Source organism: Streptomyces sp. NBC_00461 (assembly GCF_036013935.1).
Taxonomy (GTDB): Bacteria; Actinomycetota; Actinomycetes; order Streptomycetales; family Streptomycetaceae; genus Streptomyces.
This window is the reverse complement of sequence record NZ_CP107902.1, coordinates 2,511,667-2,529,335: the sequence shown is the minus strand read 5'-3', so window position 1 is coordinate 2,529,335 and position 17,669 is coordinate 2,511,667. Positions and strand designations below refer to the sequence as shown.

General features: G+C 71.4%; 16 protein-coding genes and 1 pseudogene. 12 read left to right on the top strand and 5 right to left on the bottom strand.

Features of this window, described 5'->3' with window-relative positions; all coding sequences use genetic code 11:
• Positions 1-15 precede the first annotated feature (15 nt).
• The 3 genes from OG870_RS12090 to OG870_RS12080 are packed head-to-tail and all read left to right on the top strand — an operon-like array spanning position 16 to position 2,646.
• Positions 16-807: an SDR family oxidoreductase gene (locus OG870_RS12090; protein WP_266512534.1), complete on the top strand. Its 792-nt coding sequence runs from the start codon at positions 16-18 to the stop codon at positions 805-807.
• A gap of 26 nt (positions 808-833) precedes the next feature.
• A complete protein-coding gene (locus tag OG870_RS12085) occupies positions 834-1,445 on the top strand; it encodes a TetR/AcrR family transcriptional regulator (protein WP_266512531.1) in 612 nt (203 codons plus the stop codon).
• A gap of 43 nt (positions 1,446-1,488) precedes the next feature.
• A complete protein-coding gene (locus tag OG870_RS12080; protein ID WP_266512528.1) occupies positions 1,489-2,646 on the top strand; it encodes an acetyl-CoA C-acetyltransferase in 1,158 nt (385 codons plus the stop codon).
• A gap of 126 nt (positions 2,647-2,772) precedes the next feature.
• Here the strand turns inward: OG870_RS12080 and OG870_RS12075 are convergent, their stop codons facing one another.
• The 4 genes from OG870_RS12075 to OG870_RS12060 are packed head-to-tail and all read right to left on the bottom strand — an operon-like array spanning position 2,773 to position 6,193.
• Positions 2,773-3,828 carry an NAD(P)H-dependent flavin oxidoreductase gene (locus OG870_RS12075; protein ID WP_266588475.1) on the bottom strand — a complete coding sequence of 352 codons (1,056 nt, stop codon included), beginning with the start codon at positions 3,826-3,828 and terminating at the stop codon, positions 2,773-2,775.
• Positions 3,828-4,601 (bottom strand): CoA-transferase subunit beta, encoded by a 774-nt coding sequence (locus OG870_RS12070; RefSeq protein ID WP_266585409.1) that lies wholly within the window; start codon positions 4,599-4,601, stop codon positions 3,828-3,830. The genes OG870_RS12075 and OG870_RS12070 overlap by 1 nt, the downstream gene beginning before the upstream one ends.
• Positions 4,598-5,434 (bottom strand): CoA transferase subunit A, encoded by an 837-nt coding sequence (locus OG870_RS12065; protein ID WP_266512523.1) that lies wholly within the window; start codon positions 5,432-5,434, stop codon positions 4,598-4,600. The genes OG870_RS12070 and OG870_RS12065 overlap by 4 nt, the downstream gene beginning before the upstream one ends.
• Positions 5,435-6,193: an enoyl-CoA hydratase family protein gene (locus OG870_RS12060; RefSeq protein ID WP_266512522.1), complete on the bottom strand. Its 759-nt coding sequence runs from the start codon at positions 6,191-6,193 to the stop codon at positions 5,435-5,437.
• Positions 6,194-6,387: 194 nt separating this feature from the next.
• On the opposite strand from OG870_RS12060, the gene OG870_RS12055 reads away from it, so the two are divergent.
• Positions 6,388-7,146 carry an SDR family oxidoreductase gene (locus OG870_RS12055; protein WP_266512520.1) on the top strand — a complete coding sequence of 253 codons (759 nt, stop codon included), beginning with the start codon at positions 6,388-6,390 and terminating at the stop codon, positions 7,144-7,146.
• 1 nt (position 7,147) lies between these two features.
• Positions 7,148-8,053 carry an SDR family oxidoreductase gene (locus tag OG870_RS12050; RefSeq protein ID WP_266585415.1) on the top strand — a complete coding sequence of 302 codons (906 nt, stop codon included), beginning with the start codon at positions 7,148-7,150 and terminating at the stop codon, positions 8,051-8,053.
• A 40-nt stretch (positions 8,054-8,093) separates the two neighbouring features.
• On the opposite strand, the gene OG870_RS12045 is transcribed toward OG870_RS12050, so the two are convergent.
• Positions 8,094-8,993, bottom strand: a complete 900-nt coding sequence (locus OG870_RS12045) for a hypothetical protein (protein ID WP_266512504.1) — start codon at positions 8,991-8,993, stop codon at positions 8,094-8,096.
• 202 nt (positions 8,994-9,195) lie between these two features.
• On the opposite strand from OG870_RS12045, the pseudogene OG870_RS12040 reads away from it, so the two are divergent.
• The 7 genes and pseudogenes from OG870_RS12040 to OG870_RS12010 form a co-directional block, all read left to right on the top strand.
• Positions 9,196-9,588 (top strand): annotated as a pseudogene (locus tag OG870_RS12040) (helix-turn-helix transcriptional regulator); the annotation flags it as partial.
• A 21-nt stretch (positions 9,589-9,609) separates the two neighbouring features.
• Entirely contained in the window at positions 9,610-9,960 is a 351-nt protein-coding gene (locus OG870_RS12035; protein ID WP_266512501.1) for a chorismate mutase, read from the top strand.
• 139 nt (positions 9,961-10,099) lie between these two features.
• Entirely contained in the window at positions 10,100-10,651 is a 552-nt protein-coding gene (locus OG870_RS12030) for a response regulator (protein WP_266512499.1), read from the top strand.
• A gap of 81 nt (positions 10,652-10,732) precedes the next feature.
• Positions 10,733-13,231 (top strand): aminopeptidase N, encoded by a 2,499-nt coding sequence (pepN, locus tag OG870_RS12025; protein WP_327690863.1) that lies wholly within the window; start codon positions 10,733-10,735, stop codon positions 13,229-13,231.
• A gap of 295 nt (positions 13,232-13,526) precedes the next feature.
• Complete coding sequence (locus tag OG870_RS12020; protein WP_266512493.1) at positions 13,527-14,900, top strand: pyridoxal phosphate-dependent decarboxylase family protein; 1,374 nt, start codon at positions 13,527-13,529, stop codon at positions 14,898-14,900.
• A 97-nt stretch (positions 14,901-14,997) separates the two neighbouring features.
• Positions 14,998-16,464, top strand: coding sequence for a lysine N(6)-hydroxylase/L-ornithine N(5)-oxygenase family protein (locus tag OG870_RS12015; RefSeq protein WP_266840988.1), 1,467 nt, complete (start codon positions 14,998-15,000; stop codon positions 16,462-16,464).
• Between the two features lie 50 nt (positions 16,465-16,514).
• The gene (locus tag OG870_RS12010; RefSeq protein WP_266840990.1) at positions 16,515-17,663 is read left to right on the top strand and encodes a GDSL-type esterase/lipase family protein; all 1,149 of its coding nucleotides are present in this window, start codon (positions 16,515-16,517) and stop codon (positions 17,661-17,663) included.
• The last annotated feature ends 6 nt before the right edge of the window (positions 17,664-17,669 follow it).

The window sequence follows — 17,669 nt, the reverse complement described above, 5'->3', positions numbered from 1 at the left end:
GGTTAGCGTGGCGCCATGACAGTCGTCGAGAGCCCTGTGTACGAGCCGGGGCACGGGCTGCTGAAGAGGCGCACGGCCGTCATCACCGCGGCTGCCGGAGCGGGCATCGGCGGCGCGAGCGCGCGACGCTTCCTGGAGGAGGGAGCGCGCGTGCTCATCAGCGACGCGCACCCGCGGCGGCTGAAGGAGCACGCGGCCGAACTCGCCGGCGAGTTCGGGCCGTCCTCGGTCGCGGCCCTGCCGTGCGACGTCACCGACCAGGGGCAGGTGGAGGCCCTGTTCGAGGCCGCCGTGAAAGAACACGGGCGGCTGGACATCGTCGTCAACAACGCGGGCCTGGGCGGCACGTCGGACCTCGTCGACATGAGTGACGAGCAGTGGTCGAAGGTCCTGGACGTGACCTTGACGGGGACGTTCCGGTGCACCCGCGCGGCCCTGCGCCACTTCCGCGAGGAGGGGAGCGGCGGCGTGATCGTCAACAACGCCTCCGTCGTCGGCTGGCGCGCCCAGGCCGGACAGGCGCACTACGCCGCCGCCAAGGCCGGGGTGATGGCACTGACCCGGTGCGCGGCGCTGGAGGCGACGGCCTATGGGGTGCGGGTCAACGCCGTGTCGCCGAGCCTCGCCATGCATCCGCACCTGGTGAAGGTGACCACTCCCGAACTGCTGGAGGAGTTGACCGCACGCGAGGCCTTCGGGCGGTACGCGGAGCCCTGGGAGGTGGCCAACGTGATCGTGTTCCTGGCGTCCGGATACTCCTCGTACATGACCGGCGAGGTCGTCTCCGTCAGCAGCCGGCACCCCTGAGGACCGGAGCGGATGACAATGGACCCGTGCCGACCAAGAAGAAGCCCCAGGTGACCGCGGCCCCCGCCCGACGCCGCGAACTCCTCGACACCGCCGCCGAGGTCTTCGCCGAGCAGGGCTACAACGCCACCACCGTACGCAAGATCGCGGACCACGCAGGCATGCTCGCGGGCAGCCTCTACTACCACTTCGACTCCAAGGAATCGATGCTGGAGGAGATCCTGCGTACCTTCCTCGATGAGCTCTGGAGCGGCTACGACACCGTCCTGGAGGCCGAACTGGGACCGCGGGAGACCCTGGAGGCCCTGGTCATCGAGTCGTTCCGGGAGATCGACCGGCACCGCGCCGCCGTCGCGATCTACCAGAAGGAGAGCAAGCAGCTTCTCGCGCAGGAGCGGTTCGTGTTCCTCGCCGAGTCGCAGCGCAAGTTCGAGAAGGCGTGGCTGTCCACGCTGGAGCGCGGGGTCGCCGCCCGGGTCTTCCGGGCCGACCTCGATGTCCGGCTCACCTACCGGTTCGTGCGCGACACCGTGTGGGTGGCCGCGTCCTGGTACCGGCCCGGCGGACAGCACAGCCCGGAGGAGATCGCCCGGCAGTACCTGTCGATGGTGCTGGACGGGATCGCCGTACGCACATAGCCCTTTCACGTTTCCAAGTGCCCCTTTCCGTGAGGGAGTCGTCATGGCCGAGGCCTACATCGTCGAAGCGGTCCGCACGCCCGTCGGGCGGCGCCGGGGAGGGCTGAGCGGGGTCCATCCCGCCGACCTCGGTGCCCACGTGCTGAAGGAGCTGATGGCCCGCTCGGGCGTGGAACCGGCCGCCGTCGAGGACGTCGTTTTCGGCTGTCTGGACGCGGTGGGGCCGCAGGCCGGGGACATCGCGCGGACCTGCTGGCTGGCGGCCGGACTGCCCGAGGAGGTGCCGGGCGTGACGGTCGACCGGCAGTGCGGTTCCTCGCAGCAGGCCGTGCACTTCGCGGCGCAGGCCGTGCTGTCCGGCACGCAGGACCTGGTGGTAGCGGGCGGCGTGCAGAACATGTCGCAGATCCCCATCGCCTTCGCGACCCGCCAGGCCGCCGAGCCACTGGGCTTCACACAGGGCCCCTTCGCGGGCAGCGAGGGCTGGCGGGCACGGTACGGGGACCGGCCGGTGAACCAGTTCGCCGGGGCCGAGATGATCGCCGCGAAGTGGGGCATCAGCCGCCAGGACCAGGAGGAGTTCGCGCTCCGGTCGCACCAGCGGGCGCTCCGGGCCATCGACGAGGGCCGCTTCGAGCGGGAGACCGTCGCCCACGGCTCGGTCGCCGTCGACGAGGGTCCCCGCCGGGACACCTCCCTGGAGAAGATGGCCGGACTCAAGCCGGTCCTCGACGGCGGCACCGTCACCGCCGCCTGCTCCTCACAGGTCTCCGACGGCGCGGCGGCCATGCTGCTCGCCTCCGAGCGGGCGGTGCGCGAGCACGGGCTGACGCCACGCGCGCGCGTGCACCACCTCTCCGTGCGCGGCGAGGACCCCATCCGCATGCTGTCCGCACCGATACCGGCCACCGCCCACGCCCTGAAGAAGACCGGCCTGACGATCGACGACATCGATCTGGTCGAGATCAACGAGGCCTTCGCGCCGGTCGTCCTGGCCTGGCTGAAGGAGACCGGCGCCGACCCGGAGAAGGTCAACGTCAACGGCGGCGCCATCGCCCTCGGCCACCCCCTCGGCGCGACCGGCGCGAGGCTGATGACAACCCTGCTGCACGAACTGGAACGCACCGGCACCCGCTTCGGCCTGCAGACCATGTGCGAGGGGGGCGGCCAGGCCAATGTGACGATCATTGAACGGCTCTGACTGGGGGACGGGGGGCGGGGGCCGGGGGGCGGTGCCCGGCGACGGGTGAGGGGTGACGGGTGACCGCCGGCCGCCGACAGCCGGCGGGGCGACCACCGACGGGCGACGGGCGACGGGCGAGTGGAGTCAGTGGCTGAAGGAGAAGCCCAGCGTCTGCGCGGTCTTCGTGGCCTGGTTCATCACCCCTTCCACCAGCTCCGCGCACGAAGGCAGATCCTCGATCACCCCCGCGACCTGGCCCGACGCCATCACCCCGAGGTCCGTGCGGCCGTCCACCATCGCCGACTTCAGCAGCATCGGGGTGTTCGCGGCGAGCAGGACCTGGCTCCAGGACAGGTCCTTCCCGTGCTTCAGGGCGAGACCATCGCGGACCAGTTGCGGCCAGGTGAGCCCGGACAGTTTCCGGAAGGCAGCCGCCCGGCGAACGGCGTGGAACAGGGCTCGCGCGCGGCCGGAGTTCTCCAGGGAGGACACCAGGTCCGTACGCAGCATCCGGTGCGGCAGCCCGTCGACCGCCGTCGTCACCGTCACGTCCTTCACCGTCGCTGCCAGATATCTCGCCTTCACCGCGTCCGGCACCGTCGAGTCCGACGTCAGCAGGAACCGTGTGCCCATCGCGACCCCCGCCGCCCCGTACGCCAGCGCCGCCACCAGCCCGCGCCCGTCGAAGAAGCCGCCCGCCGCCACGACCGGTATCCGCACCGCGTCCACCACCTGCGGCAGCAGGACGGTCGTCGCGACCTCGCCGGTGTGCCCGCCACCCTCACCGCCCTGCACGATCACGGCGTCCGCGCCCCACGCCGCGACCTTCTCGGCGTGCCGGCGGGCACCGACGGAGGGGATGACGACGACGCCCGCCTCCTTCAGCTCCGCGATCAGCTCGGCGGAGGGGGCGAGCGCGAAGGAGGCCACCCGCACGCCCTCCTCGATCAGGATCCGCACCCGGTCGCCGGCGTCCGAGGCGTCCGCCCGCAGATTCACCCCGAACGGCGCGTCCGTACGGGACTTGACCTCCCTTATCGCCTCCTGCAGCCGGTCGACGGGCATGGTCGCGGAGGCCAGGATGCCCAGCGCCCCCGCGTTCGCCGACGCCGAGACCAGGCGCGGGCCCGCCACCCAGCCCATGCCCGTCTGCACGATCGGGTACCGGACCCCGACCAGCCGGGTGAGCGCCGTCTCCATCACGCGTCGACCTCCCTGCCACGGATGCCCGCCGGGTCGATGACCTCGCGGATGAGCCGGAGTTCCTCGGGGGTCGGCTCACGGGTCGGCGGTATGTCGTCCGGGACCGTCAGCTCGAAGGCGGTCGCCTCCCTGACCTGGTCCGGCGTGACACCCGGATGCAGCGACGCGAGCCGCATCGAGTGGTCGCCGGTGTCGAAGTCGAAGACGCCCAGGTCGGAGACGACACGCGGGATGCGGTGGAAGCGGGCCGTGTCAGGATGCGCGGCCGCATGGTCGTACCCGACCCCGCAGATCATGTCGACCTTCTCGACGAAGACCCGCCGAGAGTGTCTCGGCACCCAGTAACTGGTCGGATTGTTGAGGGTGTTGACCGGGGCGCCCCGCACCCCGAGCAGTTGCCGCCCGGGCCTCTCCCAGTCGCCGATGCACGAGATGTTCTGGTTGCCGAACCGGTCGATCTGGCTCGCACCCATCATCACGTGCCGCCGGCCGCCGGTGACCAGGGCCAGATGCTGCCGGTAGGGGAGCCAGCCCTCGACGGTGCCGTCCAGGCCGACCAGCAGTGCCTCGCCGTCGGTGAGCAGCAGGTCAGGCGCGAAGGTGCGCTTGGCGAGCCGTGCGCCGATCGACGGGATCACACCCATCGGGCTCGCCAGGATCTCGCCCGCGTCGCGCCAGGCCTCGGCGCAGGCGATCACGCAGTACTCGGCACGGGTGGGTGCGAGAAGAGGGGTGACGCCGGCAGGAGAGGTGCCGGTGGTCTCGCTCATGTCTCCTCCCCGGCCGCCGACCGGTACGCCTGCTCGTCCCCTGAGAGGAAGCGCGCGGCGAACTCCGGCCAGGGCGTGGACGCGTACCGCTTCTGAAAGGCCTCGTCCCGGCCGTAGTCGGGCGCGCAGGACGTGAAGTGCGCGCCGTTCGGGGCCTCGACGACACCGGTCACCGTATGGCGCTTGACGAGCAGCGTCTGCGGTGCGGCCTCCTTCGTCAACTCGGCCGTGTCGACGATTCGTTCGCACGAGAGGTAGGCCGTGTCCGCCGCCTCGCAGAACAGGTCGTCGAAGTACGGGTCCGGGCCCAGATACTGGCCGTTGCCCAGCCGGTCGGCGCGGTTGACGTGCACCAGGGCCGCGTCCAGTCGCAGGGCGGGCATCGCCACGAACGTCTCCCCGTCCTCGTACGGCGAAGTGACCGTCCTCAGGCCCGGGGCGACCCGCATCACGTCCGAGCCGATGCCGGCCCGCACCGGCAGGAACGGCAGCCGGTTCGCGGCCGCGTGCAGCCCCCACATGAACATCGCCTCGTCGATCTCCGTCAGTTCGAAGGCGCCGCGCTCGCGGGCCGCGCGGTAGTGCGGTTCCAGCGGGATCGAGTCCAGAGTGACGAAGGCCGTCACCAGCTTCCGCAGCCGGCCGGCCGCCGCCAGCATGCCGACGTCCGGGCCGCCGTACGAGACGACCGTGAGGTCGGTGACGTCCGACCGCAGCAGCGCTCTCACCAGGGCCATCGGCTTGCGCCGCGATCCCCAGCCGCCGATGCCGAGGGTCATGCCGCTCTCCAGGCGGGAGACGACCTGCTCGGCGGTCATCGTCTTGTCACTCATTTACGCGCCCTCCTTCCCGAACGTGTCCCTGACCCGGTCGGCCACCCCGACCGCGCTCGCCTCGAAGGTGAACCCCTGCTCGAAGCGGTAGCTGCGGCGCACGTCGACCGGGTCGATGCCGTTGATGGCGGCCTTGGCCAGGCGCAGCAGCTCCCCGTCCTTGGCGGCTATCTCGCGCGCCAACTCCAGTGCGGCGGTGTGCAGTTCCTCGCGCGGCACCACGCGCCACACCGAGCCGTGTGCGTGCAGCTCGGCCGCGCTCGCGGTGCGCGAGGTGTAGTACAGCGCGCGCATCAGGTGCTGTGGGACCAGACGGGCCAGATGTGTCGCCGCGCCCAGGGCGCCCCGGTCCAGCTCCGGCAGGCCGAAGACGGCGTCCTCGCTCGCCACGATCACGTCCGCGTTCCCCACAAGGCCGATGCCGCCGCCCAGGCAGAAGCCCTGCACCGCGGCCACCACCGGCACCGCGCACTCGTACACCGCCGCGAACGCCTCGAAGCAGCCGCGGTTGGCGCCGACCAGCGCGCTCGGCCCTTGTGCCTGTATCTCCTTGATGTCCACGCCCGCGTTGAACCCCCGCCCCGGTGCGGTCAGCACGACGCACCGCACCTGCGGGTCGCGGCCCGCCGTGCGCACGGCGTCGGCCAGGGCGAACCAGCCGTCCACCGGCAGCGCGTTCACCGGCGGGAAGTCGACCGTCACGACCGCGATTCGCTCTTTCTCGGGCCCTTTTTCCGGTGACGAGGTGGAGACACCCATGCGCGCATCAGCTACCTTTCCAACCAACGCCTTTCCACCAAACATTTGTTAGGTGTGAGGCTTCGAAGCTAGCAGCCGTCGGATCGGAGCGGGAAGGCCTGTGGATACTGCGTTATTCCGGGGGGCGGCCCCCGGACCCCCAGCAGAAAAAGCAGGTGAGAAGCGGTGGCCGGCGCGGACGTCGCGAGGCGGGCATGGGTGACCTGCGCCGGCCGCAGCTGAGCGGCAGGACCGTCGTCGTCACCGGCGGCACTCGCGGCGTCGGGGCCGGGATCGCGAAGGCCTTCGTCGAGGCCGGCGCGCGAGTCGTCGCCTGTGCGCGCAGACCGCCCGAAGTGCCCGCCGAGGGTGTCGAGTTCGCCCCGCTGGACCTGCGCGATCCGCCCGCCGTACGCGCCTTCTTCGACGCGCTGCCCCGGCTCGACGTCCTCGTCAACAACGCGGGCGGCGGCCCCTACCGGCGGCTGGCCGACGCGGACGCGGAACGGCACGCGCGCGTACTCGAACTGAACCTCGTCGCTCCGCTGACGGCCTCCCTCGCCGCGTACGAGCACCTCAGACGGGCCGGGGGCGCCGTCGTGATGATCGGCAGCGTCAGCGGCAGCCGCCCCTCGCCCGGTTCGGCGGCGTACGGGGCGGCCAAGGCGGGCCTGGAGAACCTCGCCCGGTCGATGGCCGTGGAGTGGGCGCCCGAGGTCCGAGTGAACACCCTCGTCGTCGGCATGGTCCGCACCGAGCTGGCCCACCTCCACTACGGCGGCGAGGACGCCGTCGAGGCGGTCTCCCGCACGGTGCCGCTCGGCCGCCTCGCGACACCCGCCGACGTCGGCGAAGCCGCCGTCTTCCTCGCCTCCGGCGCGGCCGCCTACATCAGCGGGGCGAGCCTGCTGGTGCACGGGGGCGGGGAGCGGCCGGCGTTCCTGGACGCGGCAACTGCCAACAAGGAGACGTGAGATGAGCGGAATCTGCGACGGCCGGGTCGTGGTCGTCACCGGCGCCGGCCGTGGGCTCGGGCGCGCACACGCGCTCGCGTTCGCAGCGCAGGGCGCGCGGCTGGTGGTCAACGACCTGGGCGTCGGGCTGGACGGGACACCCGGCCCCGACAGCCCGGCCGGCCGAGTCGTGGACGAGATCCGCGCGGAGGGCGGCGAGGCGATCGCCCACGGCGGCGACATCGCCACCACCGACGGCGCGTCCTCGCTGATCACCACGGCCCTGACGACGTACGGCCGGCTCGACACCCTCGTCAACAACGCGGGCTTCCTGCGCGACCGGATGCTCGTCAACCTCGACGAGGACGACTGGGACGCCGTCCTGCGCGTCCACCTGAGAGGCCACTTCCTGCCGCTGAAGCACGCCGCAGCGCACTGGCGGACGCAGGCCAAGGCAGGACGCATGCCGACGGCCCGAATCGTCAACACCAGCAGCGGAGCCGGGCTGCTGGGATCGGTCGGGCAGGGCAACTACAGCGCCGCGAAGGCCGGCATCGTCGGGCTCACGCTGGTCGCCGCGGCCGAACTCGCCCGCTACGGCGTCCAGGTCAACGCGATCGCGCCCGCGGCCCGGACGCGGATGACGGAAGGCACCTTCGCCGACACGATGACGGCGCCCGTGTCCGGCTTCGACGCGATGGCCCCCGAGAACGTGTCACCGCTCGTCGTCTGGCTGGGCTCCGCCGCAAGCACCGGGGTGAGCGGGCGGGTCTTCGAAACCGAGGGCGGCCGGATCACCGTCATGGAGGGCTGGCGGCCGGGGCCCAGCGCCGACAAGGGGGCGCGGTGGAGTCCGGGGGAGGCAGGGGAGGCCGCACTGAAGCTGCTCGCGGAGGCCGACGCGCCGGGAGCGGTGTACGGGGTGTGAGGGGGGCGGGCAGTGCATCCCGGATCCCGGATCCCGGATCTCAGGTGTCGCACTCCAGCACCGTCCTGCACAGCGCACACCGCGCGCGGACGCGCCCCCGTACCGGCACCCTGATGCGCTGATGACAGGTGGGGCAGGGGAACGACACCCGGAGGGGCCCGCGGCCGTCGGGAGTGAAGGTGTACGGGGCTTCCGGGCGGGCGGACGCCGGGGCACGGGTGTCCTGGGCGTGGCGGCGGTCGCGGGCGTAGCGGCGACGGCCCGCCCAGCCGGCCGCCGTCAGCGGGGGCTGCTGTTCGTCGTGACGGGCCTGTGCCATGCCGCGGGTGTAGGCCTCGTAGGCCTGGGGGCTGGTGAACCAGATGGACGGGTCCTCGTCGAAGATCAGCGCCCGCTTCGCCAGGACGTAGCCGAATTCCTCGGGCGTCAGATAGCCGAGCTTCTGGGAGGACGCCGAATCCTCCCGATAGGCGTCCAGCAGCAGCCAGCCCGCCCCCAGGTATGTCGTCGCCGTGTCCGTGAGGATCTCGTTGTCGCGGGTGCCCGGGAAGGACAGGCCCAGGCGGTGCAGATAGACATGCATGACCTCGTGGGCCAGGGCGGCGCCGATGTCGCGGCGGTGGGTGCGGAAGCGGTCGTTCAGTTCGACGAAGTACTCGGGGCCCGCGGCGAGTTCGACGTTCGCCGCATGCTGCATCTCGCGGAAGCCGACGATCATGCGGGCGTCCGGAAGGCGGTAGTGCCGGACGAGCTCGCGGGCCACCCGCTGCGCACCCAGATAGAGATCGTCCGTGTCGCCGAACGCCACGTCGGCGGGCGCCACGCTGCTCGAGAACGTCTGGATGGTGTCGTACGACAACCGTTTGTAGAGCGCGGTGATGGCGGCCCGCACCGTCTCCAGGTGTGGGTAGCCGTGCTCGACCGGTCCGCCGTTCGCCACGCCTGAACCCCCAAGACGCCCTGAACCCGATTCCACTCTACGGGGACGCGAGCGGATTTCCCCTGGCCCGTCTCCGGACGAGCTGGGCGCCGGCTCCGTACACGCCGGCGCACAAGCTCTCGACGGTCAGACCGGATGGGCAGGCGGTCAGACGGTCAGGCGGTCAGGCGGTCCGCAGGAAAACCCTCCCCGTCCCCGTCCCCGCGCCCGTGCCGACCTCGCCCCCGACGGCGACCCCGTCCTCAAGGCCCTCGCCCGCGACGCGTGCCTGCCGCTGTCGGTCGCCGACCACGCGGCCCGGCACGGCATGACCCCCGCCGAACTGCGCACCGCCGTCCGCGGCGGCGCCGGCTGCAGCCCCAAGGACTACCTCCTCGCCATCCGCCTGGGCCTTGCCAAGGAACTCCTCGCCGCCACCGAACTGCCCGTCACCGCCGTCGCCCGCCGCGTCGGCTACGACGATCCGGCCTATTTCTCCCGGCTGTTCACCCGCCGCGTCGGCATGCCCCCCGTCCGCTTCCGCGCCCAGCAGTACCACGCCGTCCCCGGCGGCTGGAGCGACCAGGTCCCCCACCCCGATGATCGAACCCTCGTCCGCCACGTAGGGTGGATGCCCATGACCACCAGCAACACCGGCACCAGTGACGTGGACCCCGCCGTCCGCGCCGAACTCGCCCGGCTGCGCGACAGCATCGACAACATCGACGCGGCCGTCATCCACATGCTCGCCGAGCGGTTCAAGGCCACCCAGCAGGTCGGCCACCTCAAGGCCGCACACCGGCTGCCGCCCGCCGACCCGGCCCGCGAGGCCCGCCAGATCGACCGCCTGCGCTCCCTCGCCGAGAGCGCCAAGCTGGACCCGGCGTTCGCTGAGAAGTTCCTGAACTTCATCATCGCGGAAGTGATCCGTCACCACGAGCGCATCGCGGGCGACGCGGTGAACGGCTCCGCGCAGGCGGCCAATTGACCTCGTCGGACACCACAAAGGGCGTGACAGGAGGGCCCGCAGGGGGCATGCTGCGCTGTGCACTCCTTGTCAGCTGACGAGCACGCCACGTCAGCACCTCGACACAAGCTGGTTGTCCACGCGGGAGGGACGACGGGCCATGCCGGAAGCCAAGATCCTCATCGTGGACGACCACGAGGACACCCTGTACGCGCTGGAGAGCGCCCTGGCCCCGCTGGGCTATCTGCTGGGCCGCGCCACGAACGGCGACGAGGCCCTCAAGCAGGTGCTCCGCGGACACGTCGGCCTGCTGCTGCTGGACGTCCGCATGCCCGGCGTCAGCGGCCTGGACGTGGTCCGCTACATGCGCCGCGTGGAACAGACCCAGCACATACCGGTCATCCTGCTCACCGGCTTCGGCGCCGACCACGTACTGACCACCGCCGCCTTCGGACTCGGCGTCGCCGACCTCGTCATGAAACCCATCGACCCCTGGGCGCTGCGCACCAAGGTCCGCTACCTGTACGACGCCCACCGCCGCTACCTCGACCTGGCGCAGGAGGTCCGCGACCTGCGCGCCCTGGTCAAGGACCACGCCGGGGCCCCGGAGCACGCCCCCCGCACCCCCGCCCTGCCCCACCCGGACACCCGTGTCCCGACCCAGCGCGCGAGCGAGACCCTGGGCGGGGAGCTCGAAGGGGACCGCACATAGGGCACCGCACACAGGGGTGCGTACCCGCGCGTACCGATCCGCCCCTGTGCCTCGTCAGTGCCATCGGGCAGCATTGCCTGCATGTCCGTACTGACGCGCGACGAAGCGCAGACCCGTGCCAAGCTCCTCGACGTCCACCGCTACACGGTCGACCTCGATCTGACCACCGGCGACGAGACCTTCGACTCCCGGACCGTCATCCGCTTCACCACGCGCACGGACGCCGGCACCTTCGTCGAGCTCAAGCCCGCACAGCTGCGCTCCGTCACCCTCGACGGACAGCCCCTCGACCCGCAGACCCTGGACGGCAACAGGCTCCCCCTGAACAACCTCACCGCCGGCGAACACGAGCTGCGCATCGAGGCCGCCATGCGCTACTCCCGCACCGGCGAGGGCATGCACCGCTTCACCGACCCCACCGACGGCGAGACCTACCTCTACACGCAGCTGTTCATGGAGGACGTCCAGCGCGTCTTCGCCGCCTTCGACCAGCCTGACCTCAAGGCGGTCTTCGAGCTGACCGTCAAGGCCCCCGAAGCCTGGACCGTCCTCGCCAACAGCACCACCGAACACCTCGGCGACGGCCACTGGCAGGCCGCCCCCACCCCCCTGATCTCCACCTACCTCGTCGCAGTCGCCGCAGGCCCCTGGCACTCCGTGCGCACCGAGCACCGCGACCTGCCCTTCGGCCTGCACTGCCGCCGCTCCCTGGCCCCCTACCTCGACGCGGACGCCGACGAACTCTTCGAGATCACCCGGCAGTGCTACGACCGCTACCACGAGAAGTTCGAGGAGCCCTACCCCTTCGACTCCTACGACCAGGCGTTCGTACCCGAGTTCAACGCCGGCGCCATGGAGAACCCGGGCCTGGTCACCTTCCGCGACGAGTTCGTCTACCGCTCCGCCGTCACCGACACCGAGCGCCAGACCCGCGCCATGGTCATCGCCCACGAGATGGCCCACATGTGGTTCGGCGACCTCGTCACCCTGCGCTGGTGGGACGACATCTGGCTGAACGAGTCCTTCGCCGAATACATGGGCTACCAGACCCTCACCGAAGCCACCCGCTTCACCGACACCTGGACCGACTTCGGTGTCGCCCGCAAGGCCTGGGGCTACGACGCCGACCAGCGCCCGTCCACCCACCCCGTAGCCCCGGAGAACGTAGACGACACGGCCTCCGCCCTCCTCAACTTCGACGGCATCTCCTACGCCAAGGGCGCCTCCGCACTACGCCAACTCGTCGCCTGGCTCGGCGAGAAGGACTTCCTCGCCGGCATCAACAGCCACTTCGCCCGCCACAAGTTCGCCAACGCCACCCTCGCCGACTTCATCGACTCCCTCGCCTCCGCCACCGAGCGCGACGTGCACGCCTGGGCCGACGCCTGGCTGCGCACCACCGGCGTCGACACGCTCGGCGCACTGGTCACCCCCGGCGACGAGGGCACGTGCACCCTGCGCGTCGAGCACACCGGCAGCCGCCCGCACCGCATCGCCGTCGGCCTCTACGACCAGGACGTCGCCGACGAGGGCCGCCACCTCACCCTGCGCGAACGCCTCGACCTCGACGTCCCGCAGACCAAACCCCAGCCCCTGGGCAAGCGCCCCGCCCTGCTCCTCCTGAACGACGGCGACCTCACCTACGCCAAGATCCGCTTCGACCCCGAGTCCTTCGAAGCGGTCCGCACCAGCCTCTCCGGCCTCCCCGACCCCCTCACCCGGGCCGTCGTCTGGAACGCCCTGCGGGACGCGGTTCGCGACGGCCAACTCCCGCCCACCGCCTACCTCGACACGGCCCGCACCCACCTCCCGCACGAGACCGACCTCGCCCTCGTCCAGGGCGTCCTCGCCTTCGCCGCCACCCACATCGTCGACCGCTATCTCACCCCCGAGCAGCGCCCCGCCGCCCTGGCCACCCTCTCCTCCCTCTGCCGCGACCTCATCCGCCGCACCGAGGACGGCGACAACCCCGGCCTGCGCCTGATCGCCGTACGCCACATCATCGACGTCGCCGCACACCCCGAGGCCATCGCCGCCTGGCTCGCCGACGGCACCGTCCCCGGCGGCCCGGAGCTGGACCCCGAACTGCGCTGGAGGGTCCTCGCCCGGCTCGCCGTCCTCGGCGCCACCGACGAGGCGGCCATCGCCGCCGAACTGGACCGCGACCCCTCCGCCACCGGCCAGGAGGGCGCCGCCCGCTGCCGCGCCGCCCTGCCCGACGAGCAGGCCAAGGCCAAGGCCTGGGAGGCCATGTTCGGGGGCGACGACCTCTCCAACTACCTCTTCGTCGCCACCGCCCAGGGCTTCTGGCAGCCCGAACAGGCCGACCTGGTACGGCAGTACGTGCCGCGCTACTACGACGACGCCGTGACCGTCGCCGCCCGCCGCGGCCCCGCCATCGCCGACGCCGCCGGCCGCTGGGCCTTCCCGGTGCACGCCGTCGACCCGGAGACACTCCGCCTGGGCGAGGCATGCCTGAGCGACGCCAACCCGATCCCGTCCCTGCGCCGCAAACTGGCCGACCAACTCGACGACCTGGGACGGGCGTTGCGGGTGAGGGAGGTGAGGGGAGAGGCGTAGGGCGAACACGGGGGCGCCGGCTGTAGTTGAGTGCCCGGACCGGCACCCTTGTCAGCGCCGGTCCGCACCATCCAGCCCGTCCGGCGTCTGAGGACGAGGCCGTTCAGGCCGAAAGCGGGAGTCCGGGGGCGCAGCCCCCGGTCACCGGCACCACCAACACCACCCTCCCCGCCCAAGCCCCGCACAGACACCACAGGGACACCCTTTCGGGTTCCGATCGTTGAACTTTTCGGGCACGCGCACGCATCCGCGTACAAGCTGGAACTCCCTCTGCCTGCGCGCCCGGGAGGAACCCATGAGCACACCGAGCCTCGCCTCGGGCCCCGAAGGCCACCGCGCCCTGCGGCCGCTCCTCGACACCGTGCTCGACGCCCTGGCCGAGGGCGCACGCGCCCGCCGCGGCCCCCTGCCCGCCGGCGGACCGGACGCGGTGGCCGCGCGGGTGCGGGCCGCCGCCGGCGACGTTCTGCCGCAGGACGGCGACCCGGACGCCCTGCGCACCCTGGTGCACGCCCTCGCCGAGGGCGCCGCCGACCCGGCCGACCCCCTGTGCGCAGCCCACCTGCACTGCCCGCCCCTCGCCGTCGCCACCGCCGCGGACCTCGCCGCCAGTGTCCTCAACCCCTCCCTCGACTCCTGGGACCAGGCACCGGCCGCCTCCGAACTCGAAGCCCTCGTCACCCGCGCACTGGCGAGGGAGGCCGGCGCCTGCGACGCCCTCGTCACCACCGGCGGCACCGAATCCAACCAACTCGCCCTGCTCCTGGCGCGCGAGGCACACGGCGCCGGCGTCCGCCTCGTCTGCGGCGCCAACGCCCACCACTCGCTGCCCCGCGCCGCCTGGCTCCTCGGCCTGCCCGACCCCGTGATCGTCCCCGCCCCCGCCGGCACCCTCGACCCCGCCGCCCTCGACGAGGCCCTCACCGCCCTCCCCGGCCCCCACGGCTCCGTCGTAGTAGCGGCCACCGCGGGCACCACCGACGCCGGACTCATCGACCCCCTCCCCGAGATCGCCGCCCTGTGCAGCGCCCACCACGCCCGCCTGCACATCGACGCCGCCTACGGCGGAGGCCTCCTCTTCAGCGACCGCCACCGCGGAAAGCTCGCCGGCCTGGACCACGCCCACACCATCACGCTCGACCTGCACAAACTCGGCTGGCAACCGGTCGCCGCGGGCATCCTCGCGGTCCGCCACCCCCGCGACCTCGCCGCCCTCACCCAGCACGCCGACTACCTCAACGCCGACGACGACACCGCCGCCGGTCTCCCCGACCTCCTCGGCCGCTCCCTGCGCACCACCCGCCGCCCCGACGTCCTCAAGATCGCCGTCACCCTCAAGACCCTCGGCCGCACCGGCCTCGGCGCCCTCGTCGACCAAGTCTGCGACCGGGCCCAGGAGTTCGCCGCCCTCGTCCACGAGCACCCCGGCTTCGAACTCCACGACCGGCCCACCATCAGCACGGTCCTGTTCCGGCCCGCACACACCACCGACGACGCCATCGCCGCCGTACGCAGAGAACTCCTCCACCAGGGCCGCGCCGTCCTCGGCCGGGCCCGCCTCGACGGCCGCCTCTGGCTCAAGGCCACCCTCCTCAACCCCCACACCCGCCCCGACGACCTGGCCACCCTCCTCACCCTCGTCGAAAAGGCCACCGGAGAACCCGCCTAACAGGCCCCCAAGACCCTGCCGGAGACCCCGCCGAACAGGCCGCCCAAGAACCCGCCGAACAGGCCGCCGAAAGACTCGCGGAAGGAAACACCCCCCGATGAGCACCACCCCCCACGCCCAGCCCCAGCCCCACCCCCCACACCACGAGCCCGACGCACCCCGCGACCTGGTCGGCATCGGCATCGGCCCCTTCAACCTCTCGCTCGCCGCCCTCGCCCACCCCCTCACCGAACTCGACACCGCCTTCTACGAACAGCGACCCTCCTTCGACTGGCACTCCGGCCTCCTCATCGACGGAGCCCGCATCCAAGTCCCCTTCCTCGCCGACCTGGTGACACTCGCCGACCCCGCCAGCCCCTGGACCTTCCTCAACCACCTCAAGGCCCGCGACCGCCTCTTCCCCTTCTACTTCGCCGAGCGCTTCCACATCCAGCGCGCCGAATACGACGCCTACTGCCGCTGGGTAGCCGACAGCCTCCCCGGACTCCACTTCGGCCACCAGGTCGACGCCGTCCGCTGGAACCCCGAACGCGACCTCTTCGAAGTCGACTTCACCCAGCTCGACACCGACGGAGAAGCCGAAGCGCTCGGCCGTACCTACACCAGGAACATCGTCCTCGGCATCGGCACCGAGCCCTACGTCCCCGAACCCCTCAAACCGCTCGTCGAAGCACCTGCCGTCCCCGTCGTCCACGCGGCCGACTACCTCACCCACCGCGACACCCTCCTCGCCGCCGACCACGTCACCGTCATCGGCTCGGGACAGTCAGGCGCCGAGATCTTCCTCGACCTGCTCCGCGCCCGCCCCGCAGGCCGCGAAAAGCTCCACTGGCTCGGCCGCACCGAGGCCTTCGCCCCCATGGAGTACTCCAAGCTCGGCCTCGAACACTTCACCCCCGACTACACCCGCTACTTCCGGGCCCTCCCCGAACGCGTCCGCGACCGCCTCGTCACCAGCCAGTGGCAGCTCCACAAGGGCATCGACACCGACACCATCACCGCCATCCACGACGAGCTCTACGACCGCACCCTGCACGGCGGCTGGCCCGACGTCGTCCTCACCCCCGGCGTCCAAGTCCGCACCGCGGGCCGCCTCGCCACCACCAAGGTCGAACTCCACCTGGAACACCTGCAACAGGACACCCGCTCCCGGCTCACCACCGACGCCGTCATCCTCGCCACCGGCTACCGCGAACGCCCCCTCGACCGCATCCTCGCCGGCCTCGACCCCTACCTGCGCCGCGACAGCCGCCAACGCCCCCGCATCGACCAACACTTCCGCCTCGCCCTCGACCCCTCCATCAGCGGCTCCGACTGCCACATCTACGTGCAGAACGCCGAACGCCACACCCACGGCGTCGGCACCCCCGACCTCGGCCTCGCCGCCTGGCGCAGCGCCACCATCCTCAACTCCCTCACCGGCAAAGAGACTTACCCCCTCCCCACCCGAACCGCCTTCACCACCTTCGGACTCGACCAACAGCCTCAGCCACGCATCCCGCACGCACGACACGCCCAAGTACTCACACCACTCGTCGACGGAACGCAGGAACACCGAAGGTGAAAAACCAGGCCGCAGGGAAGAACCCCGACGGCCGAGGCGTTGGCCCCGCCATGACCACCACCTGGATCGCAGCCCACCGCGCCGCCGTCATCAACCCCCACGAGAACTTCCACCTCTTCGAACCCCGCTCCTTCACCGACCAGACCATCAGGCAGACCCTGCGCCTGGCCGGAGGAGGTGAAGCGCTCAGAGTGCGGCTCAGCAACCGCTACGGCAAGGAACCCCTGGAACTCGGCGGCGCCCACCTCGCCGTACGCACCAGAGGCAGCCGCATCGACCCCACCAGCGACACACCCCTGCGCTTCTCGGGCGCCGAAACCGTCACCCTGCCCGTCGGCGAGGAAATCGTCAGCGACCCGGTCGAACTACCCGTGAGCGCAGGGGAAGAACTCACCATCAGCCTCTACCTGCCGGGCGACACAGGCCTCACCACCTACACAGCGGTCCCCTACGACATCGGACACGCCGTCAGCGGCAACCACCTCTCCGCCGAACTCCTCGACGAATCAGACGAGTTGCCCCTCGGCCACTTCCTCACAGGCGTCGACGTCCTCGCCCCCGAAACCACCCGCATCGCCGTAGCCTTCGGCGACTCCTGGATCGAAGGCGCGGCCACCACCCCCGGCACCGACAACAGCTTCCCCGCCCAGCTCAGCCGCCGCCTCGACCACGGCTGGATCGTCAACCAGGGCATCTCCGGCAACCGCCTGCTCACCGACGAGATCGGCGACCACCTGCTGTCCCGCATCGACCACGACGTCCTCGACGTACCCGGCGTCAGCCACGTCCTCGTCCACGTCGGCCTCAACGACCTCGGCCTGCCCGGCGCCATCGCGGACCCCGAACCCGGCCAACTCCCCACCACCGACGACCTGATCACCGGCCTCACCACCCTGGCCGACCGCCTGCACTCCGCCGGCCTCACCGTCATCGGCAGCACCATCGGCCCCTACGCCGGCACCATCTACCCCGGCTACGACACCGAGGAGGGCCAGACCGTACGCCACCAGGTCAACACCTGGCTCCTCGGCGACGACCACCCCTTCGACGCTGTCGCCGACATCGCCACCGCCGTCGCGGACCCCGGCCAACCCACCAGAATCCGCGACGAGTTCAACAGCGGCGACGGACTCCACGTCAACGACGCCGGCGCGAAAGCCATCGCCGACGCCATCGACGCAACCCTGCTGAACCTCTAGAAAACC